The organism is Hymenobacter nivis, assembly GCF_006439025.1.
GTDB classification, from domain to species: domain Bacteria; phylum Bacteroidota; class Bacteroidia; order Cytophagales; family Hymenobacteraceae; genus Hymenobacter; species Hymenobacter nivis_A.
Genome location: NZ_RCYZ01000001.1, coordinates 568,173 through 585,347, shown reverse-complemented (window position 1 = coordinate 585,347; position 17,175 = coordinate 568,173). Strand labels below are relative to the sequence as shown.

The 17,175-nt window shown below is 66.9% G+C and carries 19 protein-coding genes; 9 read left to right on the top strand and 10 right to left on the bottom strand.

All coding sequences use genetic code 11. The features are described 5' to 3' along the window. Window positions 1–43: 43 nt before the first annotated feature. The 4 genes from EAH73_RS02250 to EAH73_RS02235 are packed head-to-tail and all read right to left on the bottom strand — an operon-like array spanning window position 44 to window position 2,968. Window positions 44–376, bottom strand: coding sequence for an arsenosugar biosynthesis-associated peroxidase-like protein (locus tag EAH73_RS02250; protein WP_140464789.1), 333 nt, complete (start codon window positions 374–376; stop codon window positions 44–46). A gap of 54 nt (window positions 377–430) precedes the next feature. Continuing rightward, on the bottom strand, window positions 431–1,258 hold the full coding sequence (locus EAH73_RS02245; protein ID WP_140464787.1) for an SDR family oxidoreductase: 828 nt from the start codon (window positions 1,256–1,258) through the stop codon (window positions 431–433). Further along, window positions 1,248–2,279, bottom strand: coding sequence for an NAD-dependent epimerase/dehydratase family protein (locus EAH73_RS02240; RefSeq protein ID WP_140464785.1), 1,032 nt, complete (start codon window positions 2,277–2,279; stop codon window positions 1,248–1,250). The genes EAH73_RS02245 and EAH73_RS02240 overlap by 11 nt, the downstream gene beginning before the upstream one ends. Beyond that, a complete protein-coding gene (locus EAH73_RS02235; protein ID WP_140464783.1) occupies window positions 2,279–2,968 on the bottom strand; it encodes a TIGR04283 family arsenosugar biosynthesis glycosyltransferase in 690 nt (229 codons plus the stop codon). The genes EAH73_RS02240 and EAH73_RS02235 overlap by 1 nt, the downstream gene beginning before the upstream one ends. A gap of 182 nt (window positions 2,969–3,150) precedes the next feature. Between EAH73_RS02235 and EAH73_RS02230 the strand changes: the two genes are divergently transcribed. The 3 genes from EAH73_RS02230 to EAH73_RS02220 all read left to right on the top strand — a co-directional run bounded on the left by EAH73_RS02230 (window position 3,151) and on the right by EAH73_RS02220 (window position 5,784). Further along, entirely contained in the window at window positions 3,151–3,951 is an 801-nt protein-coding gene (locus EAH73_RS02230; protein ID WP_140464781.1) for a DUF547 domain-containing protein, read from the top strand. A 113-nt stretch (window positions 3,952–4,064) separates the two neighbouring features. Beyond that, window positions 4,065–5,033, top strand: a complete 969-nt coding sequence (gene arsM / locus EAH73_RS02225; RefSeq protein WP_140464779.1) for an arsenosugar biosynthesis arsenite methyltransferase ArsM — start codon at window positions 4,065–4,067, stop codon at window positions 5,031–5,033. Between the two features lie 133 nt (window positions 5,034–5,166). Further along, window positions 5,167–5,784 (top strand): DUF6134 family protein, encoded by a 618-nt coding sequence (locus EAH73_RS02220; RefSeq protein ID WP_240047107.1) that lies wholly within the window; start codon window positions 5,167–5,169, stop codon window positions 5,782–5,784. Between the two features lie 34 nt (window positions 5,785–5,818). Here EAH73_RS02220 and EAH73_RS02215 read toward each other — a convergent pair whose 3' ends face one another. The 4 genes from EAH73_RS02215 to EAH73_RS02200 all read right to left on the bottom strand — a co-directional run bounded on the left by EAH73_RS02215 (window position 5,819) and on the right by EAH73_RS02200 (window position 10,684). Beyond that, window positions 5,819–6,352 carry a rhodanese-like domain-containing protein gene (locus tag EAH73_RS02215; protein WP_140464777.1) on the bottom strand — a complete coding sequence of 178 codons (534 nt, stop codon included), beginning with the start codon at window positions 6,350–6,352 and terminating at the stop codon, window positions 5,819–5,821. A 37-nt stretch (window positions 6,353–6,389) separates the two neighbouring features. Next, entirely contained in the window at window positions 6,390–7,841 is a 1,452-nt protein-coding gene (locus EAH73_RS02210; protein ID WP_140464775.1) for a cellulose synthase family protein, read from the bottom strand. 39 nt (window positions 7,842–7,880) lie between these two features. After that, a complete protein-coding gene (locus tag EAH73_RS02205; RefSeq protein WP_140464773.1) occupies window positions 7,881–9,233 on the bottom strand; it encodes a 4Fe-4S binding protein in 1,353 nt (450 codons plus the stop codon). 122 nt (window positions 9,234–9,355) lie between these two features. Further along, complete coding sequence (locus EAH73_RS02200) at window positions 9,356–10,684, bottom strand: NAD(P)/FAD-dependent oxidoreductase (protein WP_140464771.1); 1,329 nt, start codon at window positions 10,682–10,684, stop codon at window positions 9,356–9,358. Window positions 10,685–10,858: 174 nt separating this feature from the next. On the opposite strand from EAH73_RS02200, the gene EAH73_RS02195 reads away from it, so the two are divergent. The 5 genes from EAH73_RS02195 (at window position 10,859) to EAH73_RS02175 (ending at window position 14,455) form a co-directional block, all read left to right on the top strand. After that, window positions 10,859–11,209 (top strand): ArsR/SmtB family transcription factor, encoded by a 351-nt coding sequence (locus tag EAH73_RS02195; protein ID WP_140464769.1) that lies wholly within the window; start codon window positions 10,859–10,861, stop codon window positions 11,207–11,209. Between the two features lie 28 nt (window positions 11,210–11,237). Then, complete coding sequence (locus EAH73_RS02190; protein WP_140464767.1) at window positions 11,238–11,696, top strand: DUF6428 family protein; 459 nt, start codon at window positions 11,238–11,240, stop codon at window positions 11,694–11,696. Between the two features lie 45 nt (window positions 11,697–11,741). Then, a complete protein-coding gene (locus tag EAH73_RS02185; protein WP_140464765.1) occupies window positions 11,742–12,176 on the top strand; it encodes an arsenate reductase ArsC in 435 nt (144 codons plus the stop codon). 69 nt (window positions 12,177–12,245) lie between these two features. Beyond that, window positions 12,246–12,950, top strand: a complete 705-nt coding sequence (locus EAH73_RS02180) for a glycosyltransferase (protein WP_140464763.1) — start codon at window positions 12,246–12,248, stop codon at window positions 12,948–12,950. A 131-nt stretch (window positions 12,951–13,081) separates the two neighbouring features. Then, complete coding sequence (locus tag EAH73_RS02175; RefSeq protein WP_140464761.1) at window positions 13,082–14,455, top strand: hypothetical protein; 1,374 nt, start codon at window positions 13,082–13,084, stop codon at window positions 14,453–14,455. 58 nt (window positions 14,456–14,513) lie between these two features. Here the strand turns inward: EAH73_RS02175 and EAH73_RS02170 are convergent, their stop codons facing one another. Together EAH73_RS02170 and EAH73_RS02165 are read right to left on the bottom strand one after the other, a co-directional pair. Then, window positions 14,514–15,149: a TIGR04282 family arsenosugar biosynthesis glycosyltransferase gene (locus EAH73_RS02170; protein WP_140464759.1), complete on the bottom strand. Its 636-nt coding sequence runs from the start codon at window positions 15,147–15,149 to the stop codon at window positions 14,514–14,516. A gap of 92 nt (window positions 15,150–15,241) precedes the next feature. Continuing rightward, window positions 15,242–15,988 carry a TIGR04283 family arsenosugar biosynthesis glycosyltransferase gene (locus EAH73_RS02165; RefSeq protein WP_140464758.1) on the bottom strand — a complete coding sequence of 249 codons (747 nt, stop codon included), beginning with the start codon at window positions 15,986–15,988 and terminating at the stop codon, window positions 15,242–15,244. 225 nt (window positions 15,989–16,213) lie between these two features. Between EAH73_RS02165 and EAH73_RS02160 the strand changes: the two genes are divergently transcribed. Further along, window positions 16,214–17,092 (top strand): sterol desaturase family protein, encoded by an 879-nt coding sequence (locus EAH73_RS02160; RefSeq protein ID WP_140464756.1) that lies wholly within the window; start codon window positions 16,214–16,216, stop codon window positions 17,090–17,092. Window positions 17,093–17,175 lie beyond the last annotated feature (83 nt).

The window sequence follows — 17,175 nt, the reverse complement described above, 5'->3', positions numbered from 1 at the left end:
TCGTGCAGCTCGCAGCGAAGCACGACGTTCTTTTAAACAACACTTACATGGACAACTCCTTGACCTTGTTCATCATTTGCACGCCGTGCACTAGGGTGGCACCGCCGCGAATGGCGGCGGCCACGTGCACGGCCTCCATCATTTCGGGCTCGGTGCAGCCTTTTTCGAGCGTGTCGGCCGAGTAGGCGTCGATGCAGTAGGGGCACTGCACGGCGTGCGATACGGCCAGGGCGATGAGTGATTTTTCGCGGGCCGTGAGGGCCCCTTCGGCGAATACGGCCCCGTAGTAGGTGAAAAACTTGTCGGCAAATTCCTTCTGGAACTCGCCGATGTTGCCAAATTTCTTGAGGTCGGCGGGGTTGTAATAGGTTTCCATGCTGCGTTTTAAGTAATTACGAGAAAAGGGTGGGGGACAGTTTGTAAGCTGGGCTCATTCGTAGAAGTTCCGCAGGCGGCGCTGGGAAGTTAGCACCACCCAGTCGCCGAGGCGCGGCAGTAGCGTGTGCACCACCAAGATAAGCTTGCCCAGCCCCGAAATGACGGTGCGCCGCCGCCGCCGCCGCACGTGCCGCAGGATGATGGCTCCCACTTCGGCCTGCGACTTTTGCCAGCGCGGCGAGCGGTGCGCGATGGGCACGGGCTGGCCGGCCGCGTCGAGCACGCGCTTGTCGGGGTCATTCTGCGTGAAGCCGATGTGCACCACCCCGAAGTGCACGCCCGTGTCGGCCAGCTCCAGGCGCAGGGTGTGGGCCAGGTTGGCCAGCGCGGCCTTGCCGGCGCAGTAGGCCGAGCCGCTGGGCACGCCATTCAGGGCCGAAATGGACGAGATAAACGTGACGCTGCCCTTCGCGCGGATGAGGTGGGGGAGGGCCGCCTTGAGCGGAAATACCGAGCCGTACACGTTGCTGTCGAGCACCTGCCGGAACACCTCGGGCGCCATGTCGCGGAAGTAAGCGCGCATCGAAATGCTGGCGTTGGTGACCAGGATATCGAGCCGGCCGAAGGTATCTATCGCCGTAGCAATGAGGCGCTCGGCGGCGGCGTAGTCGGTGACGTCGGCCAGGCACGCGGCCACCTGGTAGCCCTCGGCGGCCAGGGCCTGGCGGGTGGCCTCGAGGCGGGCGGGCTGGCGGCCGTTGAGCACCACGGCCGCGCCGTGCCGGCAAAAGGCCCGCGCCGTTTCGCGCCCGATGCCCGACTCGGACCCGGTGATGAGGGCGACCTGGCCGGCCAGCGGGCCAGCATTGTTAGCGGACATAGCCGTGGCTTTTAAACCAGGCAAAGGCGTCGGCCACGGCTTGGGAAACGGGGGTTTGGGGCAAGGCCAATTCGAGGCGGGCTTTCTGCGGCGTGAAGTAGTGGCCGTCGTTGGCCACGCTGGTCATGGCCGAGTTGACCTGGGCGGGGCGGCCGGTGAAGCGGGCTTTGAGGTCGCATACTACGCCGTAAAAGCTAGCCAGCGGCGGCAGCACCGGCCAGCGCGGGGGGCCTACCCCTAGTATCTCGGCCATCAAACCGAAGGCTTCTTTATAGCTCAAATTCTCATTGCCCAGAATATACGACTCACCCACGCGGCCCATGGTCAGGGCGTTGACGGTGGCCACGGCCACGTCGTGCACGTGCACGTAGTTTTTGCCGCCCATCGGGTAGCCGGGCAGGCGGCCGGCGTGCAGCTCCAGCAACAGGGCCCCCGAGGTGGGGCGGGCATCGCCGGGGCCCAGCATAAAGGTGGGGTGCACCAGCACCGCGGGCAGCTGCTCGCGGGCCACGGCGGCCAGCACGCGGTCGGTGGCGGCGCGCTTGCTGTCCATGTAATCGAGGCCGTAGCGGCGGCCGGCGTAGGGCTGGGTTTCGTCGCCGGGCCGCGCTTTGGAGCCGAAGCCAAAGACGTTGGCCGTGCCCACGTACACGAAGCGCCCTACCCCGGCGGCGCGGGCCAACGCAATGGCCTGCTCGGTACCGCCCAGGTTGGCGGCCCGCACGGCGCGGCTGCGGGCGGGGTTCACCTGCGCCAGCGCCGCCGCGTGGATGATGGCCCCGCAACCACCGCTGGCCGCCGCCAGCTCGCCTTTGCGCGCCACGCGGGCCAGGTCCAGTTCGCATACCTCAATGGGCAGCGAAGCAAGCGGGGGTAGGGCCCCGGCCGCCGCGCCGCCGGGCCGCACCAGCGCCCGCACGGGGTAGCCGCGGCGCAGCAGCTCGGCCACGAGGTGACGGCCCAAAAAGCCGTTGGCGCCGGTCACGAGCACGCGGGGCAGCGGGGCAGACTGGGCGGGCATCAGCGGTAGTTGAGCAGGGCCTTGTAGGTGCGGGCAATGCGCGGCGGCGGCAGCTTGAGGAAGTACATGGCGAAGGCCGTGAGGTTGGCCAGCTGCACGCGCAGCCAGCTGTTGGTTTCGTACTTGCGGGCCGACACCACGACCTCCTGCGGCACGATGTAGAACGAGGCGACCCGCCGGATGCGCTGGATAATCTCGAAGTCCTCCATTATCACAAACCGCTCGTTGAACCCGCCCAGCCGCTCAAACAGCGCCCGCGTGACGAACAGCGTCTGGTCGCCCCCGCGGCTCATAATTCCCTTAAAGCGAGTGCCGTAGCTATTGATGCGCAGCAGCGGGTGCTTCGAGTCGAACCGGAAGCGGTAGCAGCCCGCCGCGTGCCCCCGCGCCACGGCCGCCGCGATGGTGGCCGCGTAATGGGGGTGAATGCCTACGTCGGCGTGCACGAAATAGAACACATCGCCCCGCGCCTGGTGGGCGCCGTGGTTCATTTGGGCGGCGCGGCCGGGCTTGGGGGCGGCCAGCACGGTGGCCCCGGCCTGGCGCGCCACCTCGGCGGTGCCGTCGGGGCTGTTGGCATCCACGACCAGGATTTCGACAGTTTCGGCCGGGGCGTGGCGGCGCAGGTCGGCTACCAGGCGGCCGATGTTGTCCGCTTCGTTGTAAGTCGGGATGATGACGCTGAGCATGGGTAGTAGGGCTACGGAGCCGCAACTTCCGGCGCAATTGGCAAAGCCGGGGCCCCGGCCGGCCGAGCCCCCCAGCCGCATTGCCCGAATTAGGGGCTTCAGGGGCCCTAGTTTGGGCAATGCGGCTGGAAACTAATCTTTTCTGTCCCCTTTTGCCGTAGGTACATTTAATGAACAAGCTTATGAAAACCTCGACTATCGCAGTGCTGGCCCTGGCCGCCGGCACGCTCACCGCCGTGGCCGTGGTGGGGCCCCGCCTCAACCCCGTGCCGGCCCCCACCTACGCGGTGGCCGCCGCCAGCGCCGTCGTGGACCATACGGCCTTCGACAAGCTGCTTCACCAGCACGTCAACGCCCAGGGCCTCGTCGATTACAAGGGCTTTAAGGCCGATGAGGCGGCTTTCAACCAGTATTTGGCTATGCTGAGCAAGAACCCGCCCGCCGCCAACTGGCCCAAAGCCGACCAGATGGCCTACTGGATAAACGCCTACAACGCCTACACCATCCGCCTTATCCTCGACCACTACCCGGTCGAAAGCATCAAGGACATTGGCTCCAAAATCAAGATTCCGTTCGTGACCACGCCCTGGGCGGCGAAGTTTTTCAGCATCGGCGGCGAAAAGATGAGCCTCGACAACATTGAGCACGGCATCCTGCGCAAGAAATTTGACGACCCGCGCATCCACTTTTCGCTGGTTTGCGCTTCCATGTCGTGCCCCCGGCTGCGCAACGAGGCCTACACCGCCGGCAAGCTCAGCGCCCAGCTCGACGACCAAGGCCGCGACTTTCTGAACAACCCGGCCAAAAACAAGATTAGCAAGTCGGCCGCCCAGCTCTCCAAGTATTTCGACTGGTACAAAGGCGATTGGAGCAACAACGGCCAGTCGGTGGTGAAGTGGGTGAACAAGTACTCGACCATCAAAATCGACGACAATACCAAGATTTCCTACCTCGACTACAACTGGAGCCTGAACAAGCAGTAGCGGCCGGGATTTCGCACTAAAGACCGTCGTGCTGTTAGGTTTTTGTCTTGGCCCAAAAGCGCTGCTAGCGCCGTAGGTTTGGCTCAACTATTCCCTCCCCCTAATTCCCTGAAATGAGCTACTTAGATACCACCGCCGACGTGTACCGCCAGGCGGCCCAAGAGCCCCAGGTGGGCCTGTGCTGCACCACCAACCCCGTGTGGCAGCTGCCCGGCCTCAGCATTCCGCAGCGCATGCTGAGCATGAACTACGGCTGCGGCAGCACCGTGAACCCGCGCGACCTCACCAACTCGCCCACCGTGCTCTACGTGGGCGTGGGCGGCGGCATGGAGCTGCTGCAATTTGCCTATTTCAGCCGCCGGCCGGGCGCCGTGATTGGCGTGGATGTGGTGAGCGAGATGCTCGACGCCTCGCGCGAGAACATGCAAACGGCGGAGGAGCAGAACGATTGGTTCAAGAGCGACTTCATCGACCTGCGCGCCGGCGACGCCCTGCACCTACCCGTGGACGATGAGAGCGTGGACGTGGCGGCTCAAAACTGCCTCTTCAACATCTTCAAGCTCGACGACCTCAAGCGCGCCCTCCAGGAAACCTATCGCGTGCTCAAGCCCCACGGCCGCCTGGTGATGTCGGACCCCACCTGCGAGCAGCCCATGAGCGACGAGCTGCGCGCCGACGAGCGCCTGCGCGCCCTCTGCCTCACCGGCTCGCTGCCCCTGCAACAATACCTCGATATGATTGCCGAAGTCGGTTTTGGCACCATTGAGGTGCGGGCCAAGCGCGCCTACCGCGTACTCTCGCCCCAGCACTACGCCACCGACGAGGTTATCTTCATCGAGAGCGTGGAAGTCTGCGCCATCAAGGACCCCATGCCGGCCGATGGGCCCTGCATTTTCACGGGCCGCACCGCCATTTTCTACGGCGGCGACGAGTATTTCGACGACCACAAGGGCCACGTGCTCATGCAGAACCAGCCCCTGGCCGTGTGCGACAAAACCGCCGGCAACCTAGCCGCCCTGGGCCGCGATGACATCTTTATTTCGCCTTCGACCTACCACTACGACGGCGGTGGCTGCTGCTAGGCAGTTGGCTTAGTTGTTGAAAAAGAACGTCATGCTGAGCTTGTCGAAGCATCCTGGTCGCATCGTTGGATGAAGCGACCAAGATGCGTTGACAAGCTCAGCATGACGTTCTTCTTTATCCTACCTAAAGCTTATGACTCTTCCTGCCCTACTTTTCCTGAGCTCCCTCCCCCTGGCCGTGGCGGCCCAGGGCCCCAAAGCAGCGGCGGCCGAGGTGCGGCGCTACGGCATTGAGGTGGCGGGCATTCGGGTGGGCACGATGACGGCCACGCGCCAGGCGCCGGTGGGCGCCGACGTGACCTACTCGCTGGTGAGCGACGTGAAAGTGAACTTTCTGTTCTATCACCTCAAGATTTACTATCGGGTAGTCAATCACTTCCACAACGGCCAACTGCTGCTCTCGACCGTAGAGGCGCACACCAACCAGGGCGATTTTGCTTCCAAAGCCGAGTGGAAGGGCGACCACTACGACATCGTGGCCGACCAATACAAGCACCACTACCGGGCCACCGAAACGCAGCCGATTCGCTACGCCGTCACCAACATGTTTTTCAGCGAGCCGCCGGCCGGGCAGGCGCGGGCTTTCGCCGAGTACTTCGGCGACTACTTCGCCCTGAGCCGCGAGAAGCCCGGCACCTGGCACGCCGTGCGCGACGGCCGCGAAGACGAGTACCAATACACCAACGGCGAACTGGTGACTATTGTCAAAAAGAACCCGCTTAAGAACTTCATTATCAGGCTGGAGAAGTAGCTCGAACTGCAAAATCCGAGCTACTGTACCATTGCTACTGGTACACCTTCTGGCCGCGTTGGAGCCAGATGCCCCAGGTGGGCGAGTAGGCGTGCACGCGGTCAGTAGGCTCATTATCAGCGGTGAAAACGGGCTGGCCCTCGTTCATCCACTCGAAGAGGCCACCGTAGAGGTTGCGCACGTTGGTGAAGCCGGCGGCTTGCAGCTGGGCCCCTATTTTTTCGCTGCGCACGCCCACCGAGCAGTACACCACGATGGGCGTGTTTTTGGGAATATCCTCCACTTCGGCCAGCGAAAAATTATCGTAGCCGACCCACTTGGCCCCGCGCAAGTGGCTGACGGCGAACTCGGCGGGCTCCCGCGTGTCGAGTAGCACGGGCGCGGGCTGGCTCTTGAGCTGCGCCACGCTCACGAAGGGCACCGACTCTTTGAGCAGGCCATTGAGCATGGCCGAGTAGAGCTTGTTGGTGGTGGGCGGGGCGTCGGCTTGGCGGCTTTGGCAGGCGGCCACCAGGCCCACTAGCAGCAGCACGCCACCCAGCCGCAGCACGAAGGAGGAGGTCGTCATGCCCGTAATTACGCAGGCCGGGGCCCCGGCGGTTGCCCTACCCCCGCCGCTCGCGCCAGGCGTAGCCCGCTAGGGCCCCAAAGCCCCCCACCAGCAGCACGTGGAAGGGCAGCAGCCCATAGTCGGCGTAGTAAAAATCGGCCCCCAGCCCGGCCAGGAAATACAGCGTCAGCAGCGCCTCGCCCAGGGGCAATTGGCCGGTTTCGCGCACGCGGTAGCGGCGGGCGGGGGTAGGTGCGCCGGCCGCGCCCAGCTTGGGCGTGCGCACAAAGGGCGAGGCGCGCCGCAATAGGCCCTGTGCCACGGCCCGCGCATTATGCAGCGCCAGGCCCATCGAGAGCGAGATAAACAGCAAAAATATGGGTGCAAACCAGCGCCCGGCCGGCGGCCCGCTGCGCCGCCAGGCTACGTAGTAGTAATACGTGAGCGGCAGCAGCGTGAGCACGAAGGCCGACGCCAGCCGGAAAACCGGTCCGAAATCGGGCCGGTACGCCCGTACCACCACCAGCGGCACGCTCAGCAAAGCCATTAGCAGGATGACGGCAAACACCGAGCTGTTGAGCAGGTGAAAGGTGGCGTGCAGGCGGGTGGCGAGGGATAGGGCCGGGGCGCGCCACACCCGGCCGACGTGCTTGCGGGCGGTTTCGGCGGCGCCCTTGTTCCAGCGGTGCTGCTGCGACTTGAGGGCGTCGAGGTGGGCGGGCAGCTCAGCCGGGGCCACCACCTGCGGCAGGTACCGGAAGCGCCAGCCGCGCAGTTGGGCGCGGTAGCTCAGGTCGAGGTCTTCGGTGAGGGTGTCGGCGTGCCAGCCGCCGGCGTCCGCGATGCAGGCGCGCCGCCACACGCCGCCCGTGCCGTTGAAGTTGATAAAGTGCCCGCCCGCCTGCCGCCCCACCTGCTCCACCAAAAAATGCGCGTTCAGCCCAAAGGCTTGCAGGCGCGTCAGCAGCGAGTCATGCTCGTTGAGATGCCCCCAGCGCGTCTGCACCATGCCGATTTTGGGCTGGTCGAAATACGGGATGACGCGGCGCAGAAAATCGGGCTCGGGCAGAAAGTCGGCGTCGAAAATGGCGATGAGCTCGCCGTCGGTTTCGGCCAGGCCGTGGGCCAGGGCCCCGGCCTTGTAGCCCTCGCGGGTAGGCCGCCGCACGTGCGTGATGTGCACGCCCTGCGCCCGGTAGTGCGCCACGCGGGCCGCCGCTACGGCCACGCTCTCATCGGTCGAGTCGTCGAGCACTTGCAGGTGCAGGCGGTCAGGAGGATAGTCGAGGGCGGCGGCCGCGTCGATAAGGCGGGCCACCACGTTCAGTTCATTGTACACCGGCAGCTGCACCGTCACGCGCGGCCACGCGGCTGGCGTGGGCGGCGGGGCGGGGGGTAGGGCCCGGCGCGCCAGCCGCGTGAGCTGCCACTGCGTGCCGCTGAAGCCGAGCATAAACACCAGACACAGGCCGTAGAGGACGACCAGGCTGGTTTCGAGAAAGAGCATAGGGGTCTTGTGAGGTGCCCCCCGCGCAGGGCGTTTCTACTACAAAATTCGCAGCGAATCGGCGTGAATAAATGCTGAGCCGGCCAGCCGGCCTTCGCGTGGCCCGTTCTCCAGATTCAGCACGCCGCGTGGGCAGGCGGTGGCACAGAGGCCGCAGCCCACGCAGGCGGCCCGCACAATGGACTCGCCGCGCTGGGCGTACTGCTTCACGTCGATGCCCATTTCGCAGGCGTTGGAGCAGTTGCCGCACGAGATGCACTGGCCGCCGTTGGTGCTGATGCGGAAGCGCGAGAAGTGCTTTTGCAGCAGGCCCAGGTAAGCGGCCATGGGGCAGCCGAAGCGGCACCACACCCGGCTGCCCATGAGCGGATAAAACCCGACGCCTATCACCCCCGAAAACACGCTGCCAATGGCAAAACCATAAAACTGTCCCAGGGGCCCCGTGACCACGCCCAGCGCCGGCACCATGCCCGAGGCCCCCAGCCACAGCAGCGCCGTGAGCAACACAATCAGCCCCAGAATGGGGTAGATGAGGCGCACTTCCCAGCGCCAGGCTTGGCGGCTTTTGTCGGAGAGGTGGCGGTAGGCGTCGCCGGCCGTTTCGGCCAGGCCACCGCAGCCGCACACCCAGGCGCAGTACCAGCGCTTGCCGAAGAAATACGTGAGGATAGGCGTGGCTACCAGCGACATCACTACTCCCCAAAAGACCATGAACACGCCCAGCCCCCCGCCCTGCAGCAGCTGCGCCACGGTGCCCGGAAAGAGGTAATCGTACTTTAAGGGCCAGAAATACGAGAAATAATACTCGGGCTGCTGCAAGGCCAGCAGCAGCCCCGGTAGCAGGAAGCCGAAGCCCAGCTGAAAGAACATCACCGAGGCCGTACGCGCCAGGTGGTAGCGCGCAAACCGGTATTTCCACAGCCCCCGGCCGCCCATCACCAGCACCGCCAGCGTGTAGAACGTGCCGTAGAGAAACCACTGGTCGGCCGCCTTGTGGCGCAGCGCCTGGCTGAATGGGTCCAGGGCCCTAATCAGGTTTTCGAGCAGCCACGGAAACCAGTACAGCACCACGTAGAAGCCCGTGAGGGCCACGCCCGTAGCCCAGGCCACGGCGCCGCGTGCGGTGCTGGCCCGCCGCCATAAATCGTGCGGGTGCCAGCCGGCCGGCCGCTGCCCAAACGCCAGCCAGGCCCAGCCCAGGGCCCCTGCGCTCACCAGCGCCAGGGCCAGGTACAGGCTGAGGCGGGCGCGCCCGGCGTCGGCATCGGCAACGGCGGCCAGTAGCGCCAGCAGCCCCAGGGCCACGGCGGCCAGGGGCAGCTTCTCGCCGGCCGGTACGGCGGCGGGCGGCGGCTGGGCAAGGGCAAAGGAGGGGGTAGGGAGGTCGTACATAAGGAAAGAAAAGTGGCTTGGACTCCGCGAGCCCGAGCGTGAGCGTCAGTGAGCATCTGGCGCTGGTAATCGGCCGGTTTTGCCCGCGCGCGTCGCGCGCGCTCGGACTTGCACCGTCCAAGCTACAACTTGCTAAACAGCCCTTTGCGCCGCGGCTTAGCCACTTCAATCTTTGGAAACTGCAGCCCAAATTCCTGCCGGATAGCGGCCTCGTGCTGCCGCGCAAACTCGGGGTCGAAGTTGGCCGCCGCCAGTTGGGCCAGCACGGTGCCGATGGGGGTTTTCTCGCCCAGCCAGTGCTCCCATACGTCCTGGCGCTGGCGCAGGCCGAGGGCATTCACGCCGGTTACGGCCTGGGTTTTTTCCTGGAAATTGATGCGCAGCAGGTGCTTGCCGCTGGGGTGCTGCCAGCAGAAGCTGGCAAGGCCCGCCTCGGGCTGGGCGGGCACGCGGCCGTAAGTCTGGTATTCGAGGTTGAAGAACTTGGCCGAGTTGAACCACTCGCCGCGGCGGTAGGGGGTAGGGGCCCCGCAGATGGTGTGCGCCACGGTTTCGCCCTGCATGCGGCCGGTGTACCAGAGCTGCTCCACGGCCACCTCGCCGGGGGCGGGCTGGCGGTGCTGGGCGCAGTCGCCGGCCGCGTACACGCCGGGCGCGCTGGTTTCGAGCAGCTCATTTACCAAGATGCCGCGGTCGGTATCGAGGCCGGCGGCCTGCGCCAGGGTCAGGTTGGGCATCACGCCGGTGGCCAGGCCCAGCCACTCGGCGGGCAGCTCCCGGCCGGTGGTCGTGGCCACGGCCCGCACCCGGCCCTGGTCGTCGCCCAGTACTTCGCGCAGCTCGGTATTTTTCTGTAAATCAATGTGATAGTTTCTGAAATGCGCCTCCAGCATGGCTGATTCCTCGGGGGGCAGCACTGACTGCCAGTAGCGCCCCTCGCGCACCAGCCACGTCACCCGGATGCCGCGCGAGTGCAGCATTTCGGCCAGCTCCACGCCGATGAGGCCGCCGCCCACCACCACCGCGTGCGTGATGCCGTGGGTGTCGCGGGCCATACTTTCCACGTCGGGCAGGCCGATGAAGCCCTGCACGCCGGCCAGCTGCCGGCCCGGCCAGTCGGGCGTGCGCACCACCGAGCCGGTGGCCAGCAGCAGGCGGTCGTAGGCCAGGGGCGGGCCGGTGGCCAGCTGCACGGTGCGGGCGGCGGTGTCTACGCCCACGGCCTCGGCGTGCACCAGCTCCAGGCGGTTTTCGGCCCAGAACCAGTCGCCGTAGGGCTTCACATCATCGTAGCGCAAGTGGCCCATATACAGGTACATGAGCGCCGGGCGCGAGTAGTGGTGCGCGCTCTCGGCGGCCACCAGCGTGATGCGGGCCGCCGGCGCCAGCCGCCGCGCCGTGATGGCCGCCGAAACGCCCGCAATGCCGTTGCCAATGATAACGAGGTGCATAAGCCGTAAATGAACGCCAAAACACCCGGTTGCGGCGCGCCGCCTTACCTACGCCCGCACTCGGGGGCCGGGTTTGCGGGGGGTAGGAGAATCACTTTTCGTAATGACGTATAAATACGACATATTATGACGTAAATTTACGTCATACTCTAATAGCCGCCGCTACTCTTCCCCATGACCCACGCCAAAACCGCCGCCTTCACCGCCGAGCAGCAGCAGCTGGCGCGGGTAGCCAAAGCCTTGGCCCACCCGGCGCGGGTGGCCATCATTCAATTTCTGGCCCGGCAGACGACCTGCATCTCGGGCGACATTGCCGCCGAGCTGCCGCTGGCGCGCACCACCGTGTCGCAGCACTTGCAGGAGTTGAAGGCGGTGGATTTGATACGCGGTGAAATCGACGGCCTCACCGTCTGCTACTGCCTCAATACGGCGCTGCTGCGGCAAGTGCAGCAGCAGTTTACGGCCTTTTTCGATGCGGCTACCGCGGGCGCTGCCTGCGGCCCCGATGGGGCCTGCGCCTGTTAGCTTTTACCTTTTTACCCCTCCTTTTCTCATGAAAATCTCCGAGCTGAAGCAAACCCTGGCGGGACTAAAAGCCATCAATTTTCGGTTGCCCGACGGCACGGCCCTGCCCCCGCACTTTCACGTGACGGAGGTGGGCCTTGTCACCAAGCACTTCATCGACTGCGGTGGCACCGAGCGCCGCGAAACGGTGGCTAATTTCCAGCTCTGGGAAGCCGGCGACTACGACCACCGCCTGGCCCCGCAGAAATTCCTGCACATTCTGGACCTCTCGGCGCGCATTCTGGGCCAGGAAGATTTGGACATCGAGGTAGAATACCAGCAGGCCACCATCGGCAAATTCGGCTTGGTCTTCGATGGCCAGAACTTTCAACTGACGCCCAAGCAAACGGCCTGCCTGGCGCAGGACGCCTGCGGCATCCCCGATGCGGCCTTTGCCCTGCCGCAGCTCCAGATGGCCGGCTGCACGCCCGGCGGCGGGTGCTGCTAGTGTGCTATTGGCCTGCTGCTGTATTAGCAATTAATTTCCAATAATATGAAGCCTAATATTCTGGTGCTATGCACCGGTAATTCCTGCCGCAGCCAGCTGCTGCACGGCTACTTGCAGCAGCTGCTTGGCGACCGCGCCGCCGTGTACTCGGCCGGCGTGGAGGTGCACGGCGTGAACCCGAAAGCCGTGCAGGTGATGGCCGAGGATGGCGTGGATATCAGCCGGTACACCAGTAACCACGTGGACGAGTACGCCGCCGTGCTTTTCGCCTACGTGCTCACCGTGTGCGACCATGCGCAGGAGGTGTGCCCAGTGTTTCCGGCCGCGGCTACGCAGCTGCACCACAATTTCCCCGACCCGGCCAAGGCCACGGGCACGCCAGAAGAAATCCTGGGCCAGTTTCGGGCCGTGCGCAACCAAGTGAAGGCCTACGCGCAGGCGTTTGCGGGCACCTACTTCGGGGTGGGTGCAGCGGCCTAGCAGCGCGGCGCGCGAAGGAGCTGAAGCGTAGCCGCTTTCTTTACGGGCTCACTCGCGCTTGTTCCTGGTTTGTCAGCTTCCCTACCCCGCATCGGCGTCCTCATTCCGGCTCACAACGAGGGGCAATCCATCGCGCTGGTGCTGCACGAAATCCCGGCCGGCTTGGCCCAGGAAGTGGTGGTGGTGGACAATGCCTCGACCGACGATACCGCCGCCGCCGCCCGCGCCGCCGGGGCCACCGTGGTGGCCGAGCCGCGCCCCGGCTACGGCCAAGCCTGCCTGGCCGGCCTAGCCTACTACGCCGCCCAGCCCGCTGCCCTCACCCCCGAAATCATCGTATTTCTGGACGGCGACCACTCCGACTTTCCCGAGGAAATGCCCGCCTTGCTGGCCCCGCTGCTGGCCGGTGCGGCCGACCTGGTTATTGGCTCGCGGGCGCTGGGCCAGCGCGAGCGCGGGGCCCTGCTGCCCCAGCAGCGCTTCGGCAACTGGCTGGCGGCGCGCCTCTTGCGCCTGCGCTACGGCGGTACCCACACCGACCTGGGGCCCTTCCGCGCCGTCACGGCTGCGGCGCTGGCCCGCATCGGCATGGTCGACACCAACTACGGCTGGACGGTGGAGATGCAGGTGAAAGCCGCCCGCCTGGGCTTGCGCGTGGTCGAGGTGCCCGTGCGCTACCGCCGCCGCATCGGCACCTCCAAAATATCGGGCACGGTGCGCGGCACCATCGGGGCCGGGTACAAGATTTTGTGGACGATTTTTAAGTATTGGTAGGGGCCCTGGCGCTCACTTTGCCCACCCAAACGGGGCCTTTAGAGCCGCAAAGGCGGTGATGCTGAGCTTGCCCTGGGGGCCCTGGCGCCCCGCGAGGTGCCAGGGCCCCTACCATCCAATCATTTCTCCTTTTGACCCCGCCCCGCCCTACCCCCCTGCTGCGCGCCGGCCAGCTGCTGGCCCTGCTGCTGGCGGGGGCGGCCTACTGGGCCCTGGCCTACGCCACGCCGCGGGCACAGTTTGGCCAGCTGCTTGGGCTGTTTGGGGTGGCGGGGGCGGCCTACGTGTGGCTGCTGCACACGCGCCTGCCCCTGCGCTGGGGCCTGGGCGCGGCGCTGGCGTTCCGGCTGCTGTGGCTGCCAGCCACCCCGGCCTTGAGCGACGATTTCTACCGCTTCCACTGGGATGGGCTGCTCGTGAGCCACGGCCACAGCCCCTTTGCCGAAACGCCGGCGCAGCTGCTGCGCCGCCCACCCCCCGACTCGGCCGCGCTGCCCATGCGTGAGCTGCGCCGCCTGGGGCCCCACCTCAATTCGCCCCGCTACTTCTCGGTGTATCCGCCGGTGTGCCAGGCCCTGTACGGGGCCGCGGCCGCCGCTTTCCCGTCCTCCGAAACTGGCTTTCTGCTGGTGGTGCGCGGGGCCCTGCTGCTGGCCGATGCCGGCGCGGCGGCCCTGCTGCTGTGGCTGTTACCACTGGCGGGCTGGCCCGCCCGCCGCGCCCTGGCCTACCTGCTGCACCCGCTGGCCATCGTGGAAGTGGCCGGCAACGTGCACATGGAAGGGGTGGTAGTCTTTTTTCTGCTGCTGACGGGGGCGCTGCTGGTGCGCCGCCGCTCGCGGCTGGCCGCGGGGGCCCTGGCCCTGGCGGTGGCCACCAAGCTGCTGCCGCTGCTGGCGCTGCCGCTGCTGGCCCGGCAGCTGGGGCGGCGCTTCGGGTGGTTTCTGGGGGTGCTGGCGGGCGGGCTGGGGCTGGCGTTTCTGCCCTTCTTGTCGTGGGGCCTGCTGCTGCACATTGGGCTGAGTCTGGATTTGTATTTCCAAAGCTTCGAGTTCAACGCCAGCGTGTTCTACGTGCTGCGGGCGCTGGGGCAGTGGCTGGTGGGCTTTGATCTGGTGGGCGGCCTGGGGCCCCTGCTGGGCGCGGGGGCCCTCGGCTTGGCGTTTTGGCTGGCGCGGGGGGTAGATGCGGGGCGGCGCGGGCTGGCGGCGGTGCCGCAACGGCTGCTGCTCACGCTCAGCGGCTACTTTGCGCTGGCCACCATTGTGCACCCCTGGTACCTGGTGCCGCTGGTGGCGCTGAGCTGCTTCTCGCCGTTGCGCTACGCCCGGGTGTGGGCCGGGCTGGCGGTACTGTCCTATTCAGCCTACCGCACAAGTGCTTACACGGAAAGCCCCTGGCTCCTTGTGCTGGAATACGGCGGCGTGCTGGCCTGGGCAGCGTGGGAATGGCGAACCAGTGAGCTGGCGAATGAGCGAATTGTAAATGAGCGGGTTGGTAAATGAGCGGGCCCTAACAACCCACTCATTCACTAACCCGCCCATTCGCCATTTACCAATTCGCTCATTCGCCAGCTCGCCACCTGGCCAGGTCTTCGGCCGAATCTATGTCGTGCAGCACGGGTAGCTGGGCTACGCGCAGGCCCAGGCGGGCGGCGTCGGCTAGGGTATCGGGCAGTACGGTGGCGGTGCTCCAGGCTTTGTTGGCGAATAGCTTGGGATGCAACCGGTTCATACCCAGCAGGTAGTAGCCACCGTCATCGGCCGGGCCCACCACTACGTCGTGGGTTTGCAGCTGGTCGAAGGCCTGGCGCAGCAGGGCGGCGCTCAGGCCGGGGCAATCGGTGCCGATGACGGCCACCCGGCCCGCGCCCGCCGCGAAGGCTTCGGCAAAGGCCTGGGCCATGCGGGCCCCCAGCGGGGCGGCGGCGGGCTGCACGCGCCAGGGGTGGCCGGGCCACTCGGGCCGCGGCTGGTGCGGGTCGGTGCCGGCGCCGGCGCCGGCGGGGGCCTCGGCCAGCCACACCGTGGCGGGCACCTGGGCTCCCGCCACGGCGGCGGCCGTTAGGGCCAGCAGTTCGCGGTACACGGCCAGCGCCGCCGCCGCCCCAATGCCCGCCGCCAGCCGGGTTTTGCCCCGCCCCAGCACCGGCTCGCGGGCAAAAACCAATAAGTGCGGAGGCAGGGCAGCGTCGGGCATGCAGGGGCGGGGCAAGTTGAAAAACCAAAGCGGCAAGCTACGGCCCGCCCCGCCGACGCCCGGGCCCAGGGCCCCCGCGGAGGGCCCCCAGCCTAGAGCTTGCCCTGCCGGATGAGCCGGCGGTAGAACTGCACCAGGCGGTGCTGCGGCACGCCGAGCTTGTAGCCCAGCACGATGAGGGCGAAGATGCCTTGCAGCCGGAATACCCCGTTGGCCAGGTACTTGCGCGCCGAGGTCGTGACGGGGCGCGGCAGCAGCCGGAAGGGGCCCTGCGCCCGCAGGCGGCCCACTATTTCCTGGTCCTCCATCACCAGCAGGTCTTCGCGGTAGCCGCCGAGGCGCTCAAACACGTCGCGGCGCACAAACAGGCTTTGGTCGCCGAAGCGCACGGCCGTGAGGGGCAGCCGGGTGCACCAGGCGCTGAAGCGCAGCAGCCAATGCGGGTGGTCGAAGGCTAGGCGGTAGCAGCCCGCCGCGTAGCCCTGCGCCGCGGCCCGCCGCAAATCGGCCAAGAAGCCCGCCGGCGGGTAGGAGTCGGCGTGCAGGAAATACAGCAGCGCCCCGCGCGCGTGCTGGGCCCCGTGGTTGAGCTGGGCGGCGCGGCCCTTGCGGGGCCCCGGCAGCACGGTGGCCCCCGCCTGCCGGGCCAGCGCCGCGGTGGCGTCGGTGCTGCCGCCGTCCACCACCACGATTTCCGGGGCCGGGCCGCCGGCCGCTTCTTGTCGCAGGTAGCCCAGCAGGTGGGCAATGGATTCCGCTTCGTTGAAGGCGGGGATGATGATGCTGATGGCCGGCCCCGCGCCGGTGGGGGCCCCGGCCGCCTCGTTCGTATCAGCCACTCGCTACGGAAAATAAAAACACTGCACAAGTTAGGGCGGTTTGCCACGCAATGCCCGGGGGCCCTGCACCACGGAGCGCCGCGCCAGCCGGGGCCCCTGGGCTACCTACGCCGGGGCGCCCGCCGCGTTGCCCGCGCCGCGCCGAAACCGCCGCCGCTCGCCGCCCTGGCCAGCGGGCGGCTTCCCAACGTACAGCGGTGCGCCGTACTTCCTGCCCACTTGCCCATGTCGCTTTTCCCCGTTTCGCACCCTTTCCTCAAACGCTTCGACCGATGGGCGGCCCCCGCCCTGGCCCTGGTGGGCCTGGGCCTGCTGCTGCTCGAAACCCGCCGCCCGCTGCGCCGCCGCACCCGCCCCCGCCTCGAGCGCTGGCGGCGCAACGTGCTGCTGGCCGCCCCCGCGATGCCCGCCGCCCGCCTCACGCTGCTGCCCGCCATGGTGGGGCTGGCGCAGCGGGCCGCCCCGCACTACGCCGCCCGCCGCCTGGCCCAGCTGCCGCCCGCCCTGCGCCTGGCCCTTGAGGTGCTGGCCCTCGATTACCTGGCCTACAGCTGGCACCGCTTGCTGCACGCGCCGCTGCTGTGGCGGCTGCACCGCGTGCACCACAACGACCTCGACATGGACCTCACCACGGCCTGGCGTTTCCACTTCGGCGAGATGCTGGCCAGCATCCCGTACCGGGCGGGGCTGCCGGCGCTGCTGGGCATCAGGCCGGCCACGGTGCTGGCCTACGAGGCGGGGTTTGAAGCGTGCACGGCCTTCCACCACAGCAACTGGCGGCTGCCGCTGGCCACTGAGCGCTGGCTGGCGCCGCTGCTCGTGACGCCCCGCGCCCACGGCATCCACCACTCGCAGGTGCAGCGCGAAACGGACAGCAACTTCGGCGTCGTACTCACCCTCTGGGACCGCCTGCACCGCACCCTGCGCCTCAACGTGCCCCAGGCGGCCATCACCATCGGCGTGCCCGCCTACCCCGATCCGGCCCGCCAGACCGTGGCGCAATTGCTCCTGCTGCCCCTGGCCCCGCCCCAGCCCTGGGCCCACCCCGACGGCACCGTGCCCAAACGCCGCACCGCTGGGCCCCCAACCACGCTGCACGAGTAGCCAGGGCCCCCAAGTGCTGAGCCATTAGATATTAGCTGCTAGATTTTGCATAACTAATTGAACAGCAAGGGTCATTAGCCAGC

Coding starts and splice junctions, on each gene's coding strand:
- EAH73_RS02210 (WP_140464775.1), bottom strand. CDS start 7,841: ATGCTCTTTCTCGAAACCAGCCTGGTCGTCCTCTACGGCCTGTGTCTG.
- EAH73_RS02185 (WP_140464765.1), top strand. CDS start 11,742: ATGAAGCCTAATATTCTGGTGCTATGCACCGGTAATTCCTGCCGCAGC.
- EAH73_RS02200 (WP_140464771.1), bottom strand. CDS start 10,684: ATGCACCTCGTTATCATTGGCAACGGCATTGCGGGCGTTTCGGCGGCC.
- EAH73_RS02160 (WP_140464756.1), top strand. CDS start 16,214: ATGTCGCTTTTCCCCGTTTCGCACCCTTTCCTCAAACGCTTCGACCGA.
- EAH73_RS02190 (WP_140464767.1), top strand. CDS start 11,238: ATGAAAATCTCCGAGCTGAAGCAAACCCTGGCGGGACTAAAAGCCATC.
- EAH73_RS02195 (WP_140464769.1), top strand. CDS start 10,859: ATGACCCACGCCAAAACCGCCGCCTTCACCGCCGAGCAGCAGCAGCTG.
- EAH73_RS02215 (WP_140464777.1), bottom strand. CDS start 6,352: ATGACGACCTCCTCCTTCGTGCTGCGGCTGGGTGGCGTGCTGCTGCTA.
- arsM (WP_140464779.1), top strand. CDS start 4,065: ATGAGCTACTTAGATACCACCGCCGACGTGTACCGCCAGGCGGCCCAA.
- EAH73_RS02170 (WP_140464759.1), bottom strand. CDS start 15,149: ATGCCCGACGCTGCCCTGCCTCCGCACTTATTGGTTTTTGCCCGCGAG.
- EAH73_RS02220 (WP_240047107.1), top strand. CDS start 5,167: ATGACTCTTCCTGCCCTACTTTTCCTGAGCTCCCTCCCCCTGGCCGTG.
- EAH73_RS02205 (WP_140464773.1), bottom strand. CDS start 9,233: ATGTACGACCTCCCTACCCCCTCCTTTGCCCTTGCCCAGCCGCCGCCC.
- EAH73_RS02230 (WP_140464781.1), top strand. CDS start 3,151: ATGAAAACCTCGACTATCGCAGTGCTGGCCCTGGCCGCCGGCACGCTC.
- EAH73_RS02235 (WP_140464783.1), bottom strand. CDS start 2,968: ATGCTCAGCGTCATCATCCCGACTTACAACGAAGCGGACAACATCGGC.
- EAH73_RS02240 (WP_140464785.1), bottom strand. CDS start 2,279: ATGCCCGCCCAGTCTGCCCCGCTGCCCCGCGTGCTCGTGACCGGCGCC.
- EAH73_RS02250 (WP_140464789.1), bottom strand. CDS start 376: ATGGAAACCTATTACAACCCCGCCGACCTCAAGAAATTTGGCAACATC.
- EAH73_RS02245 (WP_140464787.1), bottom strand. CDS start 1,258: ATGTCCGCTAACAATGCTGGCCCGCTGGCCGGCCAGGTCGCCCTCATC.